The following is a 20,935-nucleotide window of genomic DNA, read 5'->3' as shown; positions in this document are numbered from 1 at the left end:
AATAATTTCATTGACTTTCCGATAAGTCAATGGTAATCGGCTGTAAAAGCGACTGAGAGGCGAATTATGCGACATTTAACAACAGCCACTTTATTAGGGTTTTCCGTCGCATGCGTCACGGCCTGCGCTCCTCAGGAAGGAGCTCGACAGAAAAACGCGCGACACGTGGAGACGGTTGCTGTTCAAGCCGTACCGGTGTCGGAAACCATCTCGACGACCGGCGAAATCAGTGCCAGGGTCCAGTCCGATCTTCATTCCGCGTCAGCGGTCGCATTATCGCACGGGTGGTGGATGTCGGCGATCACGTCAAGGCTGGGCAGGTTCTCGCGCGCCTCGATACGCAAGAGCAGACGGCTGACCTCCAGGTGGCACTTGCCAACCTCCAATCTGCGGAGGCACAGCAAACGCAGGCCCGGCAGGCATTCGACAGGCAGCAGAGCCTTTTCACCAAAGGCGTGACCACGCGGGCCGCCCTCGATGACGCACGCGAAGCCCTTTTAACAACACAGTCCACGGTTCAGTCGGCGCAGGCACAGCTGGATACGGCCCGCGATACGCTTCGCCAGACGGACCTCAAGGCGGATGCCAACGGAATTATTACCGCCAGGAACGCCGAAGTAGGTCAGGTGGCGCAGGCCGCCCAACTCGTTTTCACGCTCGCCCATGACGGTCCCCGAGACGCCGTGATCAATGCCAACGAGTCCGCTCTTCTCGGACGTGTGCTTGAGGACGTTGCCGGGGTCAGGCTCCTGTCGGGCAAAGACAAGTTTCGGGCCAAGGTCCGGGAGGTATCGCCAACCATCGACACCACGACGGGGACGATCCGGGTGAAGCTCGCTCTCGAAGATGCCCCTGACGCCCCCCTGGGGAGCGCCGTGGTTGCCACCGCGCGGTACAAGCCTGAGACCGTCGTCGAGCTCCCCTGGTCGGCTATGGCCTCCTATGCTGGGCGGACGGCCGTCTGGCTTGTCGATCCGAAGACGAGCGCCGTCTCCCTCCATCCCGTGAAGGTCGCAGCCTATGCCAGCGGACGCTTCTCCATCGAATCCGGCCTGTCTGCCGGTGACGTTGTTGTTTCCAACGGCACGAAGTTTCTCAGCGAGGGCGACCTCGTGTCTTATGAAGGAGCCGCAGATGAAAATTGATCCCCGCCTGGCGGCGCTTTTGGCAACGGCCGCGCTGCTGTCCGCTTGCCAGAAGGACGAGGACGCAGCATCGCTGCCTCCGCGCCCGGTGCTATCTCAGTTAGCCGAACCGGTCCGGCAGGCGACATTCACTCTGCCCGGCACTGTCCAGGCCCGCGTCGAGACCCAGTTCAGCTTCCGCATTCTGGGCGAGTCATCGCCCGCAACGTCCAGGTGGGCGACCTCGTCAAAAAGGGCGACGTCTTGGCGGCCATCGATCCGGTGGCTCTCGAGTTGGCTGTCAAAAGCGCGCAGTCCGACCTTACCAACAGCCAGGCGCAACTTGCCAATGCCCGCATTACAGAAGACCGGCAGAGAACTCTGCTCGAGAGACAGATCGGGGCCAGGGCTACCTTTGAAACTGCCGAGCAGGAGCGCAAAACCGCAGAAGCTGCGCTCGCCAAGGCCCAGGCAAATCTCGACAAGGCGAACGAACAGCTGAGCTATTCGCGTCTGCTCGCCGAATTCGACGGTGTGGTCACCGCGACCGCCGCCGAGGTGGGCCAAGTCGCCTCGCCGGGGCAGAGTGTTGCTACGGTCGCGCGACCGGAAGAGCGCGACGCGGTGGTCGATGTGCCCGATGCCGCCGGCGATCAATTGAAGCCCGGCGCTTTCTTCGAGGTCGCCTTGCAACTTGATCCCCGCATTCACGCCAGGGGCGTGGTCCGCGAGATAACGCCCGACGCGGACGACGCGACGCGCACGCGACGCACACGGTTGACGCTGATCGATCCGCCTGAGGCACTCAGGCTCGGCTCGGTCATAACGGCCAGTTCCCTGGGTGAGGCGAAGACTTTAATCCGGCTGCCATCCTCCGCGATCCGGACAAAGGGATCGCAGGCATTCGTCTGGATCGTCAACAACGCGACCGGGGAGGTCACCTCCGGCCCGGTCACGCTTGCTGAACAAGCCGTCGCAGGTGGCCCCGTCACCGTGACCGACGGGATCAAACCCGGTGACAGGATCGTCACCGCTGGCGTCAACACGCTCGTAAACGGCCAGACCGTTCGCATCGATCAGGAGACCATCAATTGAAACCCTTCAACCTCTCAGACTGGGCGCTCGAGCATCGTTCGCTCGTCTGGTATTTTATGGTCGTCTTCATCCTTGCAGGCACGTTTTCCTACTTCAACCTCGGCCGTGAAGAAGACCCTGCCTTTACCATCAAGACGATGATCATCAACGCGCAGTGGCCGGGCGCGTCTGCGGAAGAAATGACCCGTCAGGTGACGGACAGGATCGAGAAGAAGCTGGAGGAGCTTGACGCGCTGGACTACACGCGAAGCGAAACGGTCGCTGGCCAGACTACGGTCTACGTTGAATTGCTTGCGACCACCAAAGCAAGGGACGTGACGGGCAATTGGCTTCGCGTCCGCAACATGATCAACGACATCAAGGGCGAATTTCCCAGCGGCGTCGTCGGTCCGTTCTTCAATGACACCTTCGGCGACGTTTATGGCAACATCTATGCCTTCAGATCCGACGGCCTGACGCAGCGCCAACTTCGCGATCTGGTGGAAGACGCCAGGGCGAAACTTCTGACGGTTCCGAATGCTGGCAAGATCGACATTATCGGGGCTCAGGATGAAGCCGTCTATCTTGAATTCTCGACCCGCAAGATCGCAGCGCTCGGCATCGACCGCCAGGCCGTTATCGAAACGCTTCAAGCCCAGAACGCAGTGGCGCAGTCCGGCTTCGTGGATGCAGGACCGGAGCGGATCGCGTTGCGCGTCGGTGGCCGGTTTACGACGGAAGAGAGCTTGAGGGCCATCAACCTTAGAGTGAATGATCGCTTTTTCCCGCTGACCGACATCGCGACGATCAAGCGAGGGTATGTCGACCCGCCGTCCGCGCTCTTCCGCTTCAACGGACAACCCGCAATCGGCCTGGCAATTGGCATGACGACGGGTGCCAATCTAACGAACTTCGGCCAGGCGCTGGACGAGGAAATGAAGCGCGTCGTGGCCGATCTTCCGATCGGCGTGAACGTGGAGCGGGTTTCCGACCAGCCGGCCGTCGTGGATGAAGCGGTGTCCGGCTTTACGAAAGCGTTGTTTGAGGCAATCGCTATCGTGTTGGCGATCAGCTTCATTAGCCTCGGACTGCGCGCCGGGCTGGTGGTCGCGATCTCGATCCCGCTTGTCCTGGCGATCACTTTCGTCGTTATGGAATCTACGGGTATCTCGCTGCAGCGCATTTCGCTCGGCGCCTTAATCATCGCGTTGGGGCTCCTCGTCGACGATGCCATGATCGCCGTTGAGATGATGGTGGCGCGCCTCGAGTCAGGCGACGATCTGCGCAAAGCCGCCACCTATGTCTATACGTCGACTGCCTTTCCGATGCTGACAGGCACGCTTGTCACCGTCGCAGGTTTTATCCCGATCGGCCTCAACAACAGCGCGGCGGGCGAATTCACCTTCACCTTGTTCGTCGTCATTGCGGTTTCGCTCGTGGTGTCCTGGGTCGTGGCCGTTCTCTTCACGCCGTTGCTGGGCGTGGCGATCCTGCCCAAGACAATGAAGTCCCGCCACGAGCGTAAGGGACGCGCCGCGCGGGGATTTGCCTGGCTCTTGGGGGCTGCCATGCGCTGGCGCTGGGTCACGATCACCGCCACCATCGCTGTTTTCGGCCTCTCGCTCGGCGGTCTTGGCCTGGTGCAGCAGCAGTTCTTCCCGGCGTCCGACCGCGTCGAATTGGTCGTCGACTGGAGCATGCCCCAAAACAGCGCGATAGCGGAAACGAACCGCCAGATGACGCAGTTCGAACAGGAGAAACTCGTTGGCAATCCCGATATCGACCACTGGACCACGCACGTCGGGGAAGGCGCGCCGCGTTTCATTCTGTCTTATGATGTGCAGACCCCGGATGTCTGGTTCGGGCAGATCGTCATCGTCGCCAAGGACCTGGAAGCTCGGGACAGGCTGCGCGCAGCCTTGCAGGCCTATGTCGCAAAGACCTTTCCCGGTACCGACGCTTTCGTGAAACTCCTGGATATCGGCCCACCGGTGGGCAAGCCCGTTCAGTACCGCGTCAGCGGTCCGGACATCCAGACGGTGCGAGAGCTGTCGCATCGCTTGGGATCCATCGTCAACCGGCATCCTCTCATCGCCAACATGACCTATGACTGGAACGAGCCCTCGCGCGTCGTGAAGGTGGATGTGCTCCAGGACAAGGCTCGCCAGCTCGGCGTCACCTCAGAGGATATCGCTAACGTGCTCAACAGCATCGTCGAAGGGTCCTCGGCGACGCAAATCCGCGACAGCATCTACCTGATCGACGTGATCGGCAGGGCGCAAGACGCTGAGCGAGGCTCGATCGACACGCTCAGAAACCTCCAACTTCCGGGATCGAACGGCAAGTCCGTCCCGCTTTCCGCAGTCGCCAAGTTCCGCTACGAGCTCGAACAGCCTATGATCGCGCGAAGGGATCGCATTCCTACGGTCACAGTGAAGACCGCGGTCACCGGGTCGACACAGCCCGCTACTATCGTGGAACAGCTCAAGCCCGAGGTCGAAAAGTTCACGAAAGCTCTTCCTGCGGGATACAAGGTCGAGGTCGGCGGCTCGGTAGAATCGAGCGCCGACGCGCAGGGACCAATCGCCGCAGTCGCTCCGCTCATGCTGTTCGCCATGGCGACAATCCTGATGATCCAGCTCCAGAGCTTCAGCCGCCTGTTCCTGGTTTTCGCAGTCGCTCCGCTCGCTCTCATCGGCGTCGTGGCGGCACTCCTTCTCAGCAATGCTCCGATGGGCTTCGTCGCGATCCTCGGCGTGCTCGCACTGATCGGCATTCTGATCCGAAACTCGGTCATCCTCGTCGTCCAGATCGAGCATCTGCGCAGCGAGGATGTGCCGCCGTGGCGTGCGGTGGTCGAGGCGACGGAACACCGCATGCGCCCGATCTTGCTGACTGCCGCGGCCGCGACGCTCGCGCTCATCCCCATCTCCCGGGAAGTCTTCTGGGGGCCAATGGCCTATGCCATGATGGGTGGGATCGTGGTCGGCACGGTGCTCACGCTTCTCTTCCTGCCGGCGCTTTATGTGGCCTGGTTCCGGATACCGCGCGAAGAACCGGATATCTCCCCGGACCCTGCACATGCTTGATCCACGAAAGGGCGCTTACGAGCGCCCTTCTTTCTCCAGATTTAAGGCGCGTCGATGCACTTCTTCCTCTCGATCTACGCTTGCATGAGACGCTACAGCCTTGTCATTCTTGCCGTCATGGTCAGCCTGAGCGGATGCGCTTCTCGGCCACATCCGAGGTGCTTCAACAAACAGTAAAGGCGACAGACAAGGCCTTCCTAAGGGCCAGCCTATTACGAGGGGATCCAAAGAAGCTTTGGGCAATGAGCGCCGTCGTTAACCTGAACTCGTTGCCCTGCCAAGACGGCGAAACGCTTGGGTTGGCCTCCAGGCTGGCCGCAAGCGCAGCGCCAAAGGTAGCCCCGCGGTCCAGTGCACCGGCCAGAGGTGACCTACCACCGCCTGCTGCCCGGATGTGAATCGGAGTGGGGTCTCGATGCCGTTCGGCGTCCTATTCAGTTGATTTCATGCAAGTAGGAGGGGGCAATGCATGACGCCGATTCACAGTCTGGAGGGCAATGGCGTCCTGCCGACCTGAGTGAGCTCATCAAAACCTGGCTCTCGCGCTCGGGGTTCCAAGACGGAGATCGATGGCGCCGTTTGGTGGCAGCCAACTCTCGACGAACTAAGGGCTGCAAAGAGGCGGCTCGCTCATGGGAGAGAAGGCGGACGCGGTTGTGAACGGCTACTTGCCGTTGATGCTCTGCTCGATCTGCCGGGCCGAGGCCAGGATATCGTCGAAGCTCGGCAGGTGTGCCGAAGATCATGGCGGTCGTGTTGGCATAGTCGCGCGCGAGCGCGTCGGCCATCTCGGGGCTCGGCGCGATTGCGAAGCTGCCTGGGACCGCTGAAGCGAGGTCATAGTCGGGACGGTCGAAAAACATTCGTGCGTGCCGCACACAATCGGCGCCAAGATCGAGATCGCCGAGCGCGGCCTTTCCGGTCTCGGATCCGAGAAGACAGTGCAGGTCATAGTAGTGCCGAGACACGCGCTGGCCTTCCTGCCGCAGTTCGCCGCGCCGCTCGTACCAGCAGCGCAATCCATGGGCGATCACCACCTTGTCCCAAAAGGTACGGGTCGCATCGATCGTGGTCACGTCGGCGACGGTGAGATCAATGCCTGCCGCTTCTTCCGCAACATAGGGGGTGATGGTGATGGGCCGTTAGGATCGAGCGCCGATTTAGCCCCGGATTCGAGACGTATCGCCGGCCGAACGTAGGCGCTGTCACGCGGCTCCACTTCGGGGTACCAGAGCAACAGCGTCTGCCCATCAGGATCGGCCCCATCGACCTCCACGCGGCCGACCCCGTTGGTAACGTCCGCTAGTTGAGCGGCAAGAAATTCTCGCAGCGGGCCTGTGATATAGGGTGAAGGCCGATCCGGACATTTTCGCCCGTACCTGGGAAGCTGAGGTGGCTGAAGTGCTGGAGTTCGTCGACAGCACCATCCATGTCGTCGCCGGCCTGTTGCTCCCGATCTGGAAGCGGCTGCCGAACGAATCGACACGGGTCTATCGTGTTCAGACCGATGAAGGCGAGCGGATCATCGCCCGCCGTGTCTCGCCAGCCTGGGTCGCCGATGCAACGGCGGCCGGATCGTCAAAGCTCGCGCCGTGCCATGCCTTCGCCGCTTTGATGGATGGCAGGACGGTTCTCGATCTCTCCGAGGATCTTCAGCTTCGTCGCGTCCGCGTAATGGGCGTCACCGCATGGAATTGTCCGGCTACATAGACATGATGCGCGACCGACTCTCGGCCTAAACGGCAACGTTCGACCATTGCCGTCCTTGCAGCATGTCGAGGAATCTGCTCGAAAGCCCCTGCCTTTGGCGTCGTCGCGGACTTGTCGTCCATGCTCAATGGCCAACCAAAACGGAGACCGCCGGCGTTGCCGCCCTGATCGCCGACGTTGCAGTGAAGATCCGCGTCGTCATGGCCGGCAATCCAGGTCGAATAAGGCTTAGTCGCAAATCTCCTACAACCGCTACGTTGCAGGAGTTAACCGAAACGAGCCGACATGGACACCAGGGTGGACACTACCAAACACGGAGTTTGATATGACGACGGGAGTGTTTGCGATGGTGTTTGGCGCGGCTGTTTTGCATGCGGCATGGAACGCCTTGGTCAAGGTGAATGCCGACAGGCTCGTCATGATAGCAGTCATGATGATGAGCCAGGTTGCCGTCGGTATGGTGGTTGTCCCATTTGTGGCGTTCCCGACGCCAGAAAGCTGGCCATATATTTGGGCTTCATGTGTGCTTAACACTGCCTACTGCGTGTTTCTGATCAATGCATATCGTTATGGAGATCTGAGCCACGTTTACCCCATTTCTCGGGGTTGCTCACCGCTGGTCGTAGCGTTCATCTCCGTCGCGATCGTGGGTGAAACACTGACCATGCAGGCTGGCTTTTCGGTTGTTGTTATCGCTCTGGGTATCATGAGCCTAACCCTGACGCGTGGCGCGGGAGGCTTCCGGGAACCAAAAGCAATGCTGTATGCGGTGGGCACGGGCGTATTTATCGCCGGATATACGGTCGTAGATGGTTTAGGCGCCCGTCTTGCCGAAAGCGCAGAAAGCTACACTTTCTGGTCTCACCTCTACAACGGTATTCCGATAACCTTGCTGGCATTGTATCTGCGAAGGGGGCAGGTTAGGGTCTCGCTGCAGAAATGCTGGAAGGTCGGAGTGCTCGGGGGCATGATTTCTCTGTTGGCGTATTGGATTGTCACTTGGGCAATGACACAAGCGCCTTTGGCTTTGGTATCCGCAGTCCGGGAATCAAGCATGGTGTTCGCTGTGCTGTTTGGTGTCTTCTTCCTTAAGGAGCGCCTCGACCTGGCGCGGTTGGCCTCCATCGGCATTACGTTGATCGGGACCGCAATGCTTAAGATATCCAAGTGATAGCTGTTCCGAGTTCGATCGAGTCGGCATGAGGGACGGAAGCTCGCTCTTGACGCCTTGCTGCGTTGGTCAGCAGGAGCGGCATGTCCGCCCTCCATCACCCCCCGCGGATATCGCCGAGAGTATACCTAGAGAGAATCAGAGGGCTATGCGGTAGCCTTCTTCCACGATCTCTTCGCCGGCCAGGTGGCGTCGCGCATTTCGCAAGTCGCCTCCGCCGTGCAGCAGCAGATCGTCGTCGCCTTTTACAGCGTACCATATTTCCTGTTGCAGTTTACAGGTTCGCTCGTCCTGCTTGCCACGCTTTCCTGGCCGCTTGCGCTTCCTGTCCTTGTGTGGATCGCGGCGAACATCGCCATTGCGGTTATGGCGGTTCGAGCCTGGCGCCTTATCCCAGCCACTGCCCAGGCACGTGCCTCCCGACACGACCGATCTCGTCAGCCTTCAAGCTGCAGGCGCGGGGCCCATTCGGGGAAATCGATCAGGGGGTTGCGATTACCTTGAAGAACGTAGATCGCCGCATTGCGATGGCTTTCCCACTCGTCAGGGGCATATTGTTCATGCCAGGCCAAAAGCGTTTTCAGCCGCTGTCCGGCATAGCGCCTGCCGACATAGCCGGCATATGGTTCTGTCGCAAACGGAATGGCAACCCCTATCTGGCACGAAGGCCTCTCTTTTTCGGGGAGCTCGCTTGCTATGTTCAAAGGCCGTCATTTCGACCGATCAGTGATCTTGCTGTGCGTGCGCTGGTATCTGGCCTACAATGTCAGCCTGCGCGATCTGGAAGAGATGATGGCCGAACGCGGCCTGAACGTCGACCATTCGACTGTGCACCGCTGGGTCGTTCACTTCTCGCCCCAGCTTCTGGAGCGCTTCAACGGGCGCAAGCGCGCCGTCACCGGCAAGTGGCACATGGACGAGACATACATCAAGATACGCGGCCAATGGATGTATCTCTATCGTGCCGTCGACGGCGTCGGCGACACGGTCGAGTTCTTCTTCAGCGAACACCGCGACTGCCGGCAGCCAAGCGCTTCTTCCGGAAGGCCCTGGAGCGCCACGGCACCGGATCGCACCGTCATCGACGGCAGCCCGACCAATCATGAGGCGATCATTTCCTGCGACGCCGAACACCGTCTGCGGAATCGATCGCGACGAGCGCTGAAGCCGATCCGCATCCGCAAGAGCAAGTACCTCAACAATCGGATCGAGCAGAACATCGGCGCATCAAGCGCCGCACTCGGTCGATGCTCGGCTTCAAGTCGATGGCCAGTGCCGATGCCGTCCTTTCCGGCATCGAGATGGTTCACATGATGCGCAAACGGCAGGCGAGGTTCGCCTATAATCCACGTCCCTCGATCGCCGAGCAGTTCGAAATCCTCGCAGCATGATCATCGGCGCGAAAGCGTCCCGTTGTAACCAAAAGCACGATTTGCGACAGAACCGCATAGACCCGATGGCATGAACAGGTTGTGGCAGGCCATCGACCAGGACGGCTATGTGCTCGACGAGATCGTCCAGAACCGCCGCAATACCAAGGCGGCCAAGCGCTTGCTGACACGGCTGTTGAAGAAGCAAGGCATCGCGCCGAAGCGCATGATCACCGATAAGCTGCGCTCCTATGGAGCAGCCAGGCGACAGGTGATGCCGCACGTCGAGCACCGGTCGCACAAGGGATTGAACAACCGGGCGGAGAATGCACATGTGCCGCTGCGAAAACGGGAGCGGACCACGCAAGGCTTCCGATCACCAGGAGCACTGCAACGCTTCGTTTCGATCTTCTCGGCTCTGCGCAATCTATTCGTCCCGCCCTACTCAAAACGCTCCGCTCTCGCCACACATGTTGACCGGCTGCAGGCCATGGCGGAATGGAAAGCCGTGACCGTGGTCAGCTGACATCAGCGGCCGCAGGTCTCAACGCGTTTATATGCAGACAACGTGGCATCACCGCTTCAATGCGTCTCGATAAGCATGTCAGCATGACATCGCCCGCCGCATAGAGCAGGGTTACGCACCCGCCGGCGCTGCATTTCGACATTCTGTCATGTCGTCGACCTCGCCCGACTGGAAGCGGCGTGGCACCAGGCCAAGATAGGCGCCCAGATCGCGGGAGCGCCTAAAGCGTCCACCACCGCGGAGAACGCGAGCGCGGTCAGGTTGTCGACGCCTGGGACTATCATTAGCCGGCGGCATGCCGTGGAACGTTTCGCGACGTTCTTGATGTTGCCATCGATTGCCGACGGCCGAGTGCATCGCGGCACGCGCTGCAATGAGGCTCTGCACGGCGGCGGATAGCCCGGCTATTCCCTCGCCGGCCTGCAGCTCCTGTTTGATTAAGCGGGACTGAAACACCCACGACAACACCGCGGATCTGGTTTGCATGACGCCTTGCCCGACCAGCTTCTTGCGGGCGATGATCAGCGCGCGAACGGCAAACGCCAGAAGTCACTTCACATGCGCCGGCTTGAAGAAGCCGATGCGGGCAAATCCGTACGTCGGCAACGGCGCCGAAGGGCTCAGCGGCAGCCTCAAAAGACCAAATCAGAGCGGCGTCCTGTATCCACAGCGCCGATAAGATTCATACAAACAATCGATTTTATCAATCTTGCCCGATGCTGCATAAGGACAGCGCCTAACGGCGTCGATCTTTCGATCGCGAGGTGGGACCAACGCTTAAGTCGGGCAACGGCACGCGCGGGCGCGGTCTCTGGCGGTCATTGAGAAGTTCAATTGAGCGGCGGCGGCTCCGGTCAAGGACGCCGCGCGCCTCATCAGGCCAACTCGTTTGGAAGGTCGTCTGCACGAGAGTGCCGTCCCTCAGCCATTAAATTGGAGAAGCCGTTGAAACTTACAGGTAAAATCATCGTCATAACCGGTGTCTCTCCGGAGTCGGCAGCGAAGTCGCCCGTCTTGCCCGGTGCGAAGGCGCGCGCGTCATCGGCTCGCTCGAGGTGATCCCACTGTCACGCTGGACGGCTTCATTCAGATCGACCAGAGTGCGCCCAGCGCTTACCAAATTCCCGGAACGCATCGACGGTCTTGTGAATGCCGCCGGCGTCCCCCGCATACTGGACCGCGATATTGTTGCACGCGTGAATTATCTCGGGACACGCCATCTCTCATATGAACTTCTTTGCCGTATGCCCAAGGGCGCTTCGATCGTGAATTTCGCCTCCCTCTCGGACACCGAATGGCCCAAGCGCGTTGATCTGCATAAGGAGCTCGCCGACACTCAGAGCTTTGCGGATGGACTCACTTGGCTCGCCGCCCATCCAGTGCCACAGGAAACCTGCTACCAGTATTTCCAGGCGCTGATTGTTTGGTCGGCCAGTGCGAGCTTCGACCTATACATGCGGCGGGGCGTCCGCATGAACACGGTGGCGCCTGAACCTGACTGGACCATTCTCGGGGATTTCTGCGCTATGCGCGGCCGTGGCTACGAACGGCGAGTTGAGGGGCGTCCGGTTGAGACCCACGCTAGAGCGCCGCGCGTCCAATTGGACGCGCAAAGGACGCTCTAGCATTTCTAGACTGCGCATGATGCTTTCCGGAAACCGATTTCCGGTTTCCGGGGTCATGCGCTAAGGACGGCCCATGCTGGAAAACAGGACTACAGTTACAGATGATGCGGCGATCGTCGACGAGGCGATCACGTCGCGCCGTTCGGTGCGGGCCTTCCTGCCCGACATGGTCGATGACGAGACGATCCGCGCCATTCTCTCTGTTGCCGCGCGTGCACCTTCGGGCACCAACATGCAGCCCTGGCGAGTCTACGTCACCAAGGGCGAGGTCAAGCAGCGGATCACCGACGCCATCCTCAACTCCGGCGTCCGCGCCGAAAAGGCCGAGTGGGACGAGTATCGCTACTATCCCGACCAGTTCTTCGAACCGTATCTCAGCCGGCGGCGGGCCAACGGCTTCGGACTCTACAGTGCGCTCGGCATCGGCCGGCGTGAGGTGGATAGGATGCGCGCGCAGCACGACCGCAACTTCGTCTTCTTCGACGCTCCGGTCGGCATGATTTTCACCGTCGACCGGCGGCTCAACAAGGGCTCGTGGATCGACTACGGCATGTTCCTGCAGAACATCATGGTGGCGGCGCGGGGCATGGGCCTGCACACCTGTCCGCAGGCGGCGTTCGCGCCTTATCACCGGCAAATCAGGTCAGTGCTCAACATTCCCGACGAGGAGATCGTCGTCTGCGGCATGGCGCTCGGTTACGAGGATACGTCCAAGCCGGAAAACGAGTTCCGCACCGACCGCGCGCCGCTGGAAGAGTGGGTGACGTTCGCCAAGTGAGGAAGTGAGGTGACGACCGGCCGCCTCGGTCTACTGCACTTCGTAGCCGACTTCTTCGCTGGCGTGACAGAGCGCCTTCCAGAACGACCGCGCAAACGAGCGGAACACATAAATGGGGAGCATGAGGATTTGTGGGGCGGGCTGGAACGAAGTATGTCGTCACCGTTGAATTTTGACGGGGCCGGCGGATGTGAAAAGGGCAAAACGGGCAGCGACGAAAACTGCCGGAGAGGCGGCAGCCTCGGAGGATGAGATTTCCATCCTGCAATTCCGCATCTGGCTGAAGGACGTGAGCCCCATGGTGTGGCGTAGGGTTCAGGTTCCCTCGACGATGACGCTACGCGAGTTTCATGGCGTCCTTCAGGTCGCGATGGGATGGGAAGGCATACACCTTTACCAGTTCGTCATTCACACGGTGCGGTACGGCTCGTGGGAGGCGGGTGCCCGCTTTCCGGCTATCCCACTTGGCAATTTGCAACTGCGTAACGGCAGCCGGTTCCTGTACGAGTACGACCTCAACTTCCCTTGGGAGCACGAGGTCCGGCTAGAGCAGCGCCGGCCTGTCAAACCCGGAGCTCACTATCCGGCGTGTACGGGCGGCGACGGCAACTGTCCGCCTGAGGATTGTGGTGGACCGGAAGCCTGGATGTGGCAGAGGGACGAGGCGCTCGGGCCTGACCTCCATGAGGATCTCGCCACAGCATTGGAATTCATCACGGAAATCGGCGACACCCGGTCCCTTGCGGTCCTCGATGATCCGGACCGCGCTTGGGAATTACAGGAATTGCGGTTCGGATCAAAGGCGGAGCTACACTGCTGGGCCAGTCGTTCGAGCGGCGGAAAGTGAATGATCGCCTGCGGCAGAGCGAACATCTGATCCTCATGCACCAGCAGATGTGACCTGATCTTTCGAAAGAAGATTGGCCCCCAGAAGGGCGGCATCATCACCGCGAGTGTTGATGCCCGAAAGCAAGGCTGGGATGGCGTTTGCGGCCTGCTTGATCGAGATCATGTCGGTTTACCGGACGATTTTCGGATTGCTAACTGATGGTCTTTATCAGCGTTTCCGGCAGGCCGCAGAGGAGAAACGGGCGTCATGGGCGCAATCAGTTTTCCACTCCGGTCATTCTGGAAAACTCATTGCGAGGACATGAGATGCGGGCGCGGCTGGTTCTGGAGATTATGGGTGACGATGGTGAGATGATTGCAATGGAAACCGTCGCCGTCTGGTGAAGGTGACGAAGGGCGCCGAGGATCTCGGTCTGTCGTTGTCGGAGGCGAAAGGCCTTCTTACGAAATTACAGCAGGCGATGGTGGAGACGCAGGTGGAACTTTGGCTGAGCGAAAACCGCGAGCTGGATGGGCGTCGCCTGCGCAGCAAGGGCAGTTACCCAATAACCTTCCATACGCTCTTTGGGGACGTCCGCCTGAAAAGCCCCCGATACTACCTGCCGCACTCGGTCGGCGGAAACGATCCAGCAACGATCTCTCCACTCCGGAGACTGATCCCCGACCACATTGCGCCCGAGCGCCTCTATCTGGAAACGCGGTGGGCATCGCTCGTGCCCTATGCCGCCGCGGCCGAGCTGCTGGCCGATGTGCTGCCGGTCGAGAGCGGCGCCAACGCCACGACGGTTCGGCAGCACGCCTTGCAGGCCGCCAGGCGCATCGAGCGGGAACTGACCGAAGAGCGGGTTTCCTTCATGCAGGATGCCTGTCCGCGCGACTGGATGAACCTGCCCGTTCCCGATGGCCGCATCGTCATCGGTCTGGATGGCGGGTATATCCGTGACCGCAACGATCGAAAGAAGAACTTCGAACTGATCGTCGGCCGCTCCTTACCCGAGGACGGAGATGCCCGTTACATCGGTTTTGTCCATGGCTACGATCGCAAGCCGCAGCGGCGTATCCTTGACCATCTTAAAAAGCAGGGTGTTCAGGCCAATCAGGACATCACCTTCATCACCGACGGAGGAGAAGAAGTCCGCTCGCTTGCCGAGATGATCGCGCCGGCAAGCGAACATGTCCTCGACTGGTTCCACATCACCATGCGCATCACGGTCCTGCGCCAATTCGCCCAAGGTCTCGAAAACCATAATGAGCAGGCCGGACAGGATCTGCTTGAAACCCTGCGCAGGATCAAATGGCACCTCTGGCATGGCAATGCGTACCGTGCCAGTGAGGAAATCGGCGACCTGCAATTCGATGCGGAAGCGCTCGAAACGGACTACCCGATCATGCGCAAATTCCTCACGGCCATTGGCGAGTTCCGATCCTACATCGCTTCCAACAGTGCCAGCCTGATCAACTACGGCGAACGCTACCGGTCCGGTGAGCGGATATCATCGGCCTTCGTCGAGGCAACCGTCAATGCCGTCATCAGCAAGCGGTTCGCGAAAAAGCAGCAGATGCAGTGGAGCAGGATCGGCGCGCATCTTCTGCTGCAAACCCGAACGCAGACCCTCGACGGCTCCATACGCTCGACCTTCCAGCAATGGTATCCCGGTATGGCGAACGACAATCACGAACCAGACGAAACAGCTCTCGCCGCATAACTGCCCCACACTTCCTCATGCTCCCCCGATAGAGGAGGTGGAACTGACCCAACGGCGCTATGCGGAGATCACGACTATCCTAGTGGCATGGCAGCTCTGGTGCGCGTCGACGGGACATTTTGAAGCTGCCCATCGCTTCCCGAAACAATCGTGTCAATCACGAGTGGGGGGATCGCTGCGCGTTCATCCCCCAGCTTCGGTATTCCACGCCTCGGGGAGGGCGTCCGCCGCAGTGTGCATCAGGCATGCCAGCACACGGACTGCCGCGCCAAAAAGAGCGGGACGAGGCATGAATTCGAGGTGGATGCCTGGAAACTCAACCCAGGGAACGCCAATCCGCCGCGCAATTTCGACGGATGGCCGGGCATAGAACAGCCCGCGGTCAGCTGAACCCGCGCCGAGAATTATAGGGAATTTGGCGCTGCGCAGTGCTGCCTCGTCGGGAACAAAGCGTCCCCAAGCCGCCCATTCATTCCCAAACAGGTGGTCGGCATTCCCAAGGAACCTCGCCTGGAGATCTTCCGGCCAGATATATGTGCTTTCGCTGCCCTCGCCCCGGACGGCCTGGAGGAACTCGAAGACAGTAGCTTGAGCGCCCGCTTCACGGTAGCGCGCGCCGATGCGGTCGAAAAAACCCCGCAACGGGTCCCCGTCAGCGAGCATCCCGGTGACGGGCGGCTCATGCGCGATCACGCCGCGCAGGACATCGGGGTGACGGGCTGCAATATCAAGCGCGACGATCGCTCCGGCGCTGTTTCCAAAAACCAGGGCCTTGCCGCCGGCAAGCTGGTCGATCAGCGCGCGCGCATCATCCGACTGCTGCGCGACCGTGATCGGCGTCTCAGAGCGGCCCGTACTGCGTGAGTTGCCCCGCCTGTCGTAATTTATGACTGTGAAGGCGCTGGCAAGATCCTCAGCCAGACCTGAGAAATACCCGGCGTCACCGCCGGCGCCCGAAATCAGCAGAAGATGTGGACCGCTTCCACGAACTTCATAATATATCTGAGCGTCGCCACGGTCGGCCATTCCACTGAGCATCGTTTACTCCTCAAGATTACTTCTGAGAACGAGGGAAAAAGGAAAGGTTGACAACCGGGAAGTCGAGCCCATTTTTCCGTCTCGCCCTTGCCCGCATCACCCGGTGGGACAACGCACGTCGGCCCGCCGGCATCGTGACCGGCGGCCAGGTGATCTCCCAAGACCTCGGCATCAAGCTCGAGAATGTCGGCATCAACATGCTCGGCCGCGCCAGGAAGGTGTCGATCCGTCTTCTCCTTGGTCGGGCACGTGTTTTCGAATGACGGGCGAGGCTGGGCTGGACCCCTTGTAGCTCGCCAGGGCCTGCAGCAAATCCGTTAGAAGGTGCTGTTTCAGTCCGTCCTCTCAAAGACGGGCACACGGGTTCAACGGAAGAGATCATGCTCGTCTTGCCGGTCCGCGTGCAGTCACCCTGATTCAGTGTCGCACTTCTATGTGCAAAGCCCGTGCCAGCGCGCTCAGCGCGCAGTAAGCGCATGGATATGCTTTGAAAAACCTCCACAGTGCCCAGATGGCGGGTTGTAAGAACCTGACATTTCGCCAATGTTTGTTTTGAACCTGGCATTTTGTGTGCCGCTGTCAGGTTGTGGACACGCATCACGCGCCTCGCGGCGCCAGAACAGCGTGGCCCGCCCGCGCGGTCGCGAAGCGCCAAGACCATGAGGGCGCGTGCGGCACGCAGCCTCTGCCCGTCTTCCCGAAGCCGTTCGTTGCGCGATACCGGGCTTGGGTCGCGTGGCTCAGGGGTTTCGCCGCCAATGTTGATCGCGGAAGGGCTGGCGCAGCAGGAACGGGATCGTATCGTCCATCGCGCCAACATGGTGGCCGCGCTGCGTAGCCGCGAACCTAACGGCACGAACAAGCCGCCGTGAAGTATGAGCCAGCGCAAAAGATTCTGGCTAAGCACGGCCTCTTTTCAGCCAGGTCGAAAGCCGGTTCCACCGCAGGCCTATCACGAGCTCGACCATGACCTCACAGGTGGTGACGAATAATGTTCGTCGATGCATGTGCGATCGTCTCGATAATGGCGGGGAGGACACGGCCGACGCCTATGAAGCGGCGCTGCTCGATGCGGCATCGCCGCTCACATCGACACTTGCTCCCTGGGAAGCCATCATCGTCCTTTCACGGCCGGATCAGTTGAATTGCGCCTACAAAGCGGCTGATGCGGTTGTCGTCGAATGGCTCGAAGCACGAAAGATTCGGCTCCGCGAGCCCGGTTCGCCCCGACGCGTCCTGTCCTACGCGGTCGCCGTCGCCGAACAGCACGGCATAGGAAAGCGGCGCCTCAGCAATTTCGGTCGCTTCCACTACGCCTATGCCAAGGCGATGCGCTCGCCGCTGCTCACCCTGCACCAGCTTTTAGGTCGAACAGACGTGGCAACCTTGCCGAAAGGATCCGATGACTGAGCGTCGTCGAAAAGTTGACTGAACTGCCGGAATTGACCGGGGCTCGTTGCCGAGCAGGTAAGCGAGGACATGGCCTGCCGAACGGCCCGGGCAAGCTGTCGAGGTCCGACCGGGCTACATAGCCGAGCTCCGGCCATCCCATGCCAAGGTCGCAAACACCGACGGCGACTCCGGGTTCGCGGTCGAACTCGGTCAAGAGCCAAGTCGCGCGCCGGTTGGCAGGAGAAGCTTCACGACGGGCTCGTGATCAAGCTCGGGCTGTTCGACCTCGCGGGCAACGCAATTCGCTTGGTGATGGCGCTCCAGGCGGGCGTCATTTCTGCAGGAAGGTGAAAGAGGATCTCGTTTCGTCTCGATGACGGGAGGGGCGTATTTCGCACGCGACAGGGGGAAGTACGATCCGATGTCATTGAGATGGGCAACCAAGGCCGCGACCAGCCTGATCGAGAGCTGGCCACCGCGCCTCCATCGCTAGCCCGCTCGCAATCGTCCGGTTGGCGGCGTGGTGCTTACCTCAACGTAACGAATTCGGACCGGCCCGGCATCTGGCGATGTCATGCTTTGTGCGCGATGTTGCAACCAAAGTTCGAATGTCGCGGCGCCAGCAAAGTAGAATGTCGCATGGCGGTGGGGACGGCCACAACGAGAGCGCGCGACTCGCGGCCGACCTGCATCTCGGCAACCATCTCCAGGGCGGCGTCCAGCCGCTTGTTCTCGACGATCGCCGAACGGTGAACCGAGCGCAGCTCATCGAAGGCTCTGTAGGGCAGGGCGACACCCTCATGCATGATCTCGAGACGGCCATCAGCATAGTCGCAGACGACCACCTTCTTGCAGGCAAGCTTCTTCGCCAATTCGGTCGGGTGGAGAATGAACATCACCTTATCGTAACGCAGCGTCAGAGCCTGCGTCAGCGTGCGGACCTCCTTGCGGCACAGGGCCATCAAGAATGCGGTTCTTGGAGGGACGGCCACGCGCCTTGTGGCGAAGAGCCGGCGCGCCTTCAGATTGAAACGTCTTCATTAGCCGCTGGACTTGCCTGGCCGAGACGCCGAGCAAAGGCGCTCGCGCAATGCGGCGAGCGTGGCGATCTCATAGAGCCGTCGATCAGGCTTCTGCTGCCCAAAGATCAGTTTCCGATCGGTTGGACTGAGATGGCTGGTCGGAACACGCTCGGGCGGTGCACGCCGTCCCTCCGAATGAAGCCTTCGGAGCATCGCAATGGCTGTGAGCAAGGAGTCGTGGCGGCGCGCTGATGCAGTGATCGAACAGACGTTGGAACCCGCAATTATCGTTGGAACCACCGCGGTCAAGACCGGCCGCGTCTTTCTACGTGCCGAAAAGGTTTAGGAGCACATCATGTATCTTGGCATCGATCTCGGCACATCCAACTCCGCAATTGTCGGCACCGATGGCGAAACCCTGCGGTTGTTCAAGACCGTAGAAGGCATGGACGTCATGCCAAGCGCTATCATGATCGACCGGCGCGGTGGCCTCTTTGTGGGGCGCAAGGCCTACGACCAGTCTGCGTTCTCCCCACAGAGCGTTCAGCAGAAATTTAAGCGCTTGATGGGCACGGGCAGCACGGTCGACTTTCCTGGCACCGAGCGCGTGCTTACGCCCGAGGAAGCCAGTGCTGAGGTCATCAAGAGCTTGGTCGGACAGGCCCGTCGCGATCTTCCGGAAATGGAGATCGAGGGTGCAGTGGTTACCATCCCGGCGGCATTCAACCAGATGCAGTCGGAGGCCACCATGCGGGCCGCAAAGATGGCGGGGCTTGACAAAGATATCGCTATTGCAGGAGCCGATTGCGGCAGCGATGGCTGCCAATACCGGCATCGGCGGCGGGTCAGCGCAGTTCCTGGTCTATGATCTGGGTGGCGGCACGTTTGACGCCGCAATCGTGCAGAGCATTTCGGGCAACATCACCATTGTCGCGCATGCTGGTGTGAACATGCTGGGTGGCGCCGATTTCGACCGGGCCATCGTGAACAATCTGGTGCGCCCGTGGTTGCTGGAGACCTTCAATCTCCCCGAGAACTTCCAGACCGACGCACGATATTCCCGTCTGATCCGGATCGCGTCGTACCGTGCTGAGCTGTGCAAGATCGCGTTGTCCTCGCAGCAGGTAGATCACGTCTCCGCCGATGAGAACCAGATTGGTACCAAGGATGAGGACGGCACAGACATCTATCTTGACGTCGAGGTGACCCGTGGAGTGCTTGAGAACCTGATCGCGGAAAACGTGGAACGCTCCATCGCGGAATACCGCACACTGTTGTCCAATAATGGCTATTCGCCCATCGATATGGATAAGGTCGTCCTGATCGGTGGGCCAAGCAGAATGCCCTGCGTTCGGGAGCGCGTAGCGTTCGAGCTTGGGATCGCATTGGATACCAACGTCGACCCCATGACCGCTGTCGCCACCGGTGCACTGAAACGACCTCGCCGGGCAGCAACTTATTCATTTGAACGTAATCGATGTGCCGCAAGTCCGACCTTCAATCTTTCAGTTCACAGGCAAGCGTTACCAAAATCGGCGTGCCGCATAACCGGCGCCGCATCGTGACCTGTCAGGAAGCCATGCAGGCGCGAGACAGAAGCTGGCTCGAGGCCGCCGGCCTGGTGCTGGTCCGGCAGCGGCCGGGCTCGGCCAAAGGCTTCATGTTCCTCACCATGGAGGATGAGACGGGCGCGGCAAACGTCGTCGTCTGGGTCAAGATCTTCGAGAAATTCCGGCGCGTGCTTCTTGCGTCGGCCATGCTCGGCGTCCGCGGACGCATCCAGCGGGAAGGGGAGGTGGTGCACCTCGTCGCCCACGAGCTGACCGATCTGTCGGCCGAGCTGGCCAGCGTGGGAAACCGCGAGACGCCGTTTCCGTTGCCGCACGGCCGCGGGGACGAGGGTCATCACGGCGGATCGGGCATCGATCCGCGCGGCATGCCGAATGGGCGCGACATCATCGATGCCTATGACCATATCGACCATATCAAGGTCAAGACGCAGGACTTCCGGTAGCGCTTCCGGACGGCCACTTCAGCAGCATGTTGTGCACACTAATGTCGGGCACAGTTAACGGCCGATTGGCAGCAGGTCACCCCATGCCGGATCCCAAATGTCGTCGCTCTCAAGCGCAACGACTGCCCGCACCTTTTTAGAGTCGGCGAGCACCTCCACGGCCGGACGCCGCCCGGTTTCCTGGGCCGCGGCGTAGCCGGTGTTTGTGACCGTCCGGCTCAAACCACTCCAACGATTCCAAGGTAGCCATGGCGTCGTCCTTGCGGCCGCGCGTGATGCGAATGATCGTGATCCCATCCTCGGCGCTCGCGTCCATGGAGACACGCTGCCAACGCTTCATCATGCTCTACCCCCATCTTGTTGCAAGGCGGTCGGATCATCTCGATGAGCCCTGCCTCGGGGCCGGCGGCCATTGGCCGGGAGCCCGTTCCACCCCAGCGCCAGCGG

At 60.5% G+C, this 20,935-nt stretch carries 15 protein-coding genes and 12 pseudogenes; 17 read left to right on the top strand and 10 right to left on the bottom strand.

The annotated features are described in order from the left end of the window. Nucleotides 1–66: 66 nt before the first annotated feature. From AC0L28_RS32435 to AC0L28_RS32425, 3 genes and pseudogenes are all read left to right on the top strand, one after another. Nucleotides 67–1,145: pseudogene (locus AC0L28_RS32435) on the top strand (efflux RND transporter periplasmic adaptor subunit). Next, nucleotides 1,135–2,219 (top strand): annotated as a pseudogene (locus tag AC0L28_RS32430) (efflux RND transporter periplasmic adaptor subunit). The pseudogenes AC0L28_RS32435 and AC0L28_RS32430 overlap by 11 nt, the downstream one beginning before the upstream one ends. Next, a complete protein-coding gene (locus AC0L28_RS32425; RefSeq protein ID WP_473482466.1) occupies nucleotides 2,216–5,287 on the top strand; it encodes an efflux RND transporter permease subunit in 3,072 nt (1,023 codons plus the stop codon). Before AC0L28_RS32430 ends, AC0L28_RS32425 begins: the two are co-directional and overlap by 4 nt. A gap of 434 nt (nucleotides 5,288–5,721) precedes the next feature. Here the strand turns inward: AC0L28_RS32425 and AC0L28_RS32420 are convergent, their stop codons facing one another. Then, on the bottom strand, nucleotides 5,722–6,384 hold the full coding sequence (locus tag AC0L28_RS32420) for a nucleotidyl transferase AbiEii/AbiGii toxin family protein (RefSeq protein ID WP_473482480.1): 663 nt from the start codon (nucleotides 6,382–6,384) through the stop codon (nucleotides 5,722–5,724). A gap of 253 nt (nucleotides 6,385–6,637) precedes the next feature. Here AC0L28_RS32420 and AC0L28_RS32415 point away from each other — a divergent pair. The 3 genes and pseudogenes from AC0L28_RS32415 to AC0L28_RS32405 form a co-directional block, all read left to right on the top strand. Next, nucleotides 6,638–7,023, top strand: a pseudogene (locus tag AC0L28_RS32415) (hypothetical protein); the annotation flags it as partial. A gap of 299 nt (nucleotides 7,024–7,322) precedes the next feature. Next, nucleotides 7,323–8,168 (top strand): DMT family transporter, encoded by an 846-nt coding sequence (locus tag AC0L28_RS32410; protein WP_473482464.1) that lies wholly within the window; start codon nucleotides 7,323–7,325, stop codon nucleotides 8,166–8,168. Between the two features lie 153 nt (nucleotides 8,169–8,321). Continuing rightward, nucleotides 8,322–8,543: pseudogene (locus AC0L28_RS32405) on the top strand (ABC transporter ATP-binding protein); the annotation flags it as partial. Nucleotides 8,544–8,605: 62 nt separating this feature from the next. Here AC0L28_RS32405 and AC0L28_RS32400 read toward each other — a convergent pair. Further along, nucleotides 8,606–8,872 (bottom strand): endonuclease, encoded by a 267-nt coding sequence (locus AC0L28_RS32400; protein ID WP_473482462.1) that lies wholly within the window; start codon nucleotides 8,870–8,872, stop codon nucleotides 8,606–8,608. Between AC0L28_RS32400 and AC0L28_RS32395 the strand changes: the two are divergent. Next, nucleotides 8,811–9,559, top strand: a pseudogene (locus AC0L28_RS32395) (IS6 family transposase). The gene AC0L28_RS32400 and the pseudogene AC0L28_RS32395 sit on opposite strands and share 62 nt — an antisense overlap. Before the next feature lie 79 nt (nucleotides 9,560–9,638). Further along, nucleotides 9,639–10,064, top strand: a pseudogene (locus AC0L28_RS32390) (IS6 family transposase); the annotation flags it as partial. Between the two features lie 76 nt (nucleotides 10,065–10,140). Here AC0L28_RS32390 and AC0L28_RS32385 read toward each other — a convergent pair. Then, nucleotides 10,141–10,652, bottom strand: a pseudogene (locus AC0L28_RS32385) (transposase); the annotation flags it as partial. Between the two features lie 512 nt (nucleotides 10,653–11,164). Here AC0L28_RS32385 and AC0L28_RS32380 point away from each other — a divergent pair. Further along, nucleotides 11,165–11,689 carry a Rossmann-fold NAD(P)-binding domain-containing protein gene (locus AC0L28_RS32380; RefSeq protein WP_473482460.1) on the top strand — a complete coding sequence of 175 codons (525 nt, stop codon included), beginning with the start codon at nucleotides 11,165–11,167 and terminating at the stop codon, nucleotides 11,687–11,689. A gap of 73 nt (nucleotides 11,690–11,762) precedes the next feature. Beyond that, on the top strand, nucleotides 11,763–12,467 hold the full coding sequence (locus tag AC0L28_RS32375) for a nitroreductase (RefSeq protein ID WP_473482458.1): 705 nt from the start codon (nucleotides 11,763–11,765) through the stop codon (nucleotides 12,465–12,467). Nucleotides 12,468–12,497: 30 nt separating this feature from the next. On the opposite strand, the pseudogene AC0L28_RS32370 reads toward AC0L28_RS32375, so the two are convergent. Then, a pseudogene (locus AC0L28_RS32370) lies at nucleotides 12,498–12,581 on the bottom strand (sarcosine oxidase subunit gamma); the annotation flags it as partial. 76 nt (nucleotides 12,582–12,657) lie between these two features. On the opposite strand from AC0L28_RS32370, the gene AC0L28_RS32365 reads away from it, so the two are divergent. Further along, nucleotides 12,658–13,314, top strand: coding sequence for a plasmid pRiA4b ORF-3 family protein (locus AC0L28_RS32365; RefSeq protein WP_473482456.1), 657 nt, complete (start codon nucleotides 12,658–12,660; stop codon nucleotides 13,312–13,314). A gap of 33 nt (nucleotides 13,315–13,347) precedes the next feature. Here AC0L28_RS32365 and AC0L28_RS32360 read toward each other — a convergent pair whose 3' ends face one another. Then, entirely contained in the window at nucleotides 13,348–13,479 is a 132-nt protein-coding gene (locus AC0L28_RS32360) for a hypothetical protein (RefSeq protein WP_280952233.1), read from the bottom strand. Between the two features lie 143 nt (nucleotides 13,480–13,622). Between AC0L28_RS32360 and AC0L28_RS32355 the strand changes: the two are divergent. Continuing rightward, a pseudogene (locus tag AC0L28_RS32355) lies at nucleotides 13,623–15,022 on the top strand (ISKra4 family transposase). Between the two features lie 183 nt (nucleotides 15,023–15,205). Here AC0L28_RS32355 and AC0L28_RS32350 read toward each other — a convergent pair. Continuing rightward, a complete protein-coding gene (locus tag AC0L28_RS32350; RefSeq protein ID WP_473482454.1) occupies nucleotides 15,206–16,060 on the bottom strand; it encodes an alpha/beta fold hydrolase in 855 nt (284 codons plus the stop codon). Nucleotides 16,061–16,107: 47 nt separating this feature from the next. Between AC0L28_RS32350 and AC0L28_RS32345 the strand changes: the two genes are divergently transcribed. Continuing rightward, on the top strand, nucleotides 16,108–16,323 hold the full coding sequence (locus AC0L28_RS32345) for a hypothetical protein (RefSeq protein ID WP_473482482.1): 216 nt from the start codon (nucleotides 16,108–16,110) through the stop codon (nucleotides 16,321–16,323). Between the two features lie 742 nt (nucleotides 16,324–17,065). After that, complete coding sequence (locus AC0L28_RS32340) at nucleotides 17,066–17,470, top strand: type II toxin-antitoxin system VapC family toxin (protein WP_473482452.1); 405 nt, start codon at nucleotides 17,066–17,068, stop codon at nucleotides 17,468–17,470. On the opposite strand, the pseudogene AC0L28_RS32335 reads toward AC0L28_RS32340, so the two are convergent. The 4 genes and pseudogenes from AC0L28_RS32335 to AC0L28_RS32320 all read right to left on the bottom strand — a co-directional run. Beyond that, nucleotides 17,406–17,669: pseudogene (locus AC0L28_RS32335) on the bottom strand (DUF2958 domain-containing protein); the annotation flags it as partial. The gene AC0L28_RS32340 and the pseudogene AC0L28_RS32335 sit on opposite strands and share 65 nt — an antisense overlap. A gap of 451 nt (nucleotides 17,670–18,120) precedes the next feature. Then, a pseudogene (locus AC0L28_RS32330) lies at nucleotides 18,121–18,411 on the bottom strand (ISNCY family transposase); the annotation flags it as partial. After that, nucleotides 18,353–18,493, bottom strand: a complete 141-nt coding sequence (locus AC0L28_RS32325; protein ID WP_473482450.1) for a hypothetical protein — start codon at nucleotides 18,491–18,493, stop codon at nucleotides 18,353–18,355. The gene AC0L28_RS32325 and the pseudogene AC0L28_RS32330, both read right to left, overlap by 59 nt. A gap of 26 nt (nucleotides 18,494–18,519) precedes the next feature. Then, nucleotides 18,520–18,726, bottom strand: a pseudogene (locus AC0L28_RS32320) (hypothetical protein); the annotation flags it as partial. Nucleotides 18,727–18,829: 103 nt separating this feature from the next. On the opposite strand from AC0L28_RS32320, the gene AC0L28_RS32315 reads away from it, so the two are divergent. From AC0L28_RS32315 to AC0L28_RS32305, 3 genes are read left to right on the top strand one after another with little or no spacing between them, the layout of a single operon-like run. Next, the gene (locus tag AC0L28_RS32315; RefSeq protein WP_473482448.1) at nucleotides 18,830–19,342 is read left to right on the top strand and encodes an Hsp70 family protein; all 513 of its coding nucleotides are present in this window, start codon (nucleotides 18,830–18,832) and stop codon (nucleotides 19,340–19,342) included. Then, nucleotides 19,290–20,039 carry an Hsp70 family protein gene (locus AC0L28_RS32310; RefSeq protein ID WP_473482446.1) on the top strand — a complete coding sequence of 250 codons (750 nt, stop codon included), beginning with the start codon at nucleotides 19,290–19,292 and terminating at the stop codon, nucleotides 20,037–20,039. Before AC0L28_RS32315 ends, AC0L28_RS32310 begins: the two co-directional genes overlap by 53 nt. Next, nucleotides 20,036–20,488, top strand: coding sequence for an OB-fold nucleic acid binding domain-containing protein (locus tag AC0L28_RS32305; protein ID WP_473482444.1), 453 nt, complete (start codon nucleotides 20,036–20,038; stop codon nucleotides 20,486–20,488). Before AC0L28_RS32310 ends, AC0L28_RS32305 begins: the two co-directional genes overlap by 4 nt. The last annotated feature ends 447 nt before the right edge of the window (nucleotides 20,489–20,935 follow it).

Source organism: Mesorhizobium sp. WSM4847, from assembly GCF_055811335.1.
The sequence above is the reverse complement of the archived record's forward strand: the minus strand, read 5'-3'. Positions and strand labels throughout refer to the sequence as shown.

Coding starts and splice junctions, on each gene's coding strand:
- AC0L28_RS32375 (WP_473482458.1), top strand. CDS start 11,763: ATGCTGGAAAACAGGACTACAGTTACAGATGATGCGGCGATCGTCGAC.
- AC0L28_RS32325 (WP_473482450.1), bottom strand. CDS start 18,493: ATGAAGACGTTTCAATCTGAAGGCGCGCCGGCTCTTCGCCACAAGGCG.
- AC0L28_RS32310 (WP_473482446.1), top strand. CDS start 19,290: ATGGCTGCCAATACCGGCATCGGCGGCGGGTCAGCGCAGTTCCTGGTC.
- AC0L28_RS32350 (WP_473482454.1), bottom strand. CDS start 16,060: ATGCTCAGTGGAATGGCCGACCGTGGCGACGCTCAGATATATTATGAA.
- AC0L28_RS32340 (WP_473482452.1), top strand. CDS start 17,066: ATGTGCGATCGTCTCGATAATGGCGGGGAGGACACGGCCGACGCCTAT.
- AC0L28_RS32315 (WP_473482448.1), top strand. CDS start 18,830: ATGTATCTTGGCATCGATCTCGGCACATCCAACTCCGCAATTGTCGGC.
- AC0L28_RS32360 (WP_280952233.1), bottom strand. CDS start 13,479: ATGATCTCGATCAAGCAGGCCGCAAACGCCATCCCAGCCTTGCTTTCG.
- AC0L28_RS32410 (WP_473482464.1), top strand. CDS start 7,323: ATGACGACGGGAGTGTTTGCGATGGTGTTTGGCGCGGCTGTTTTGCAT.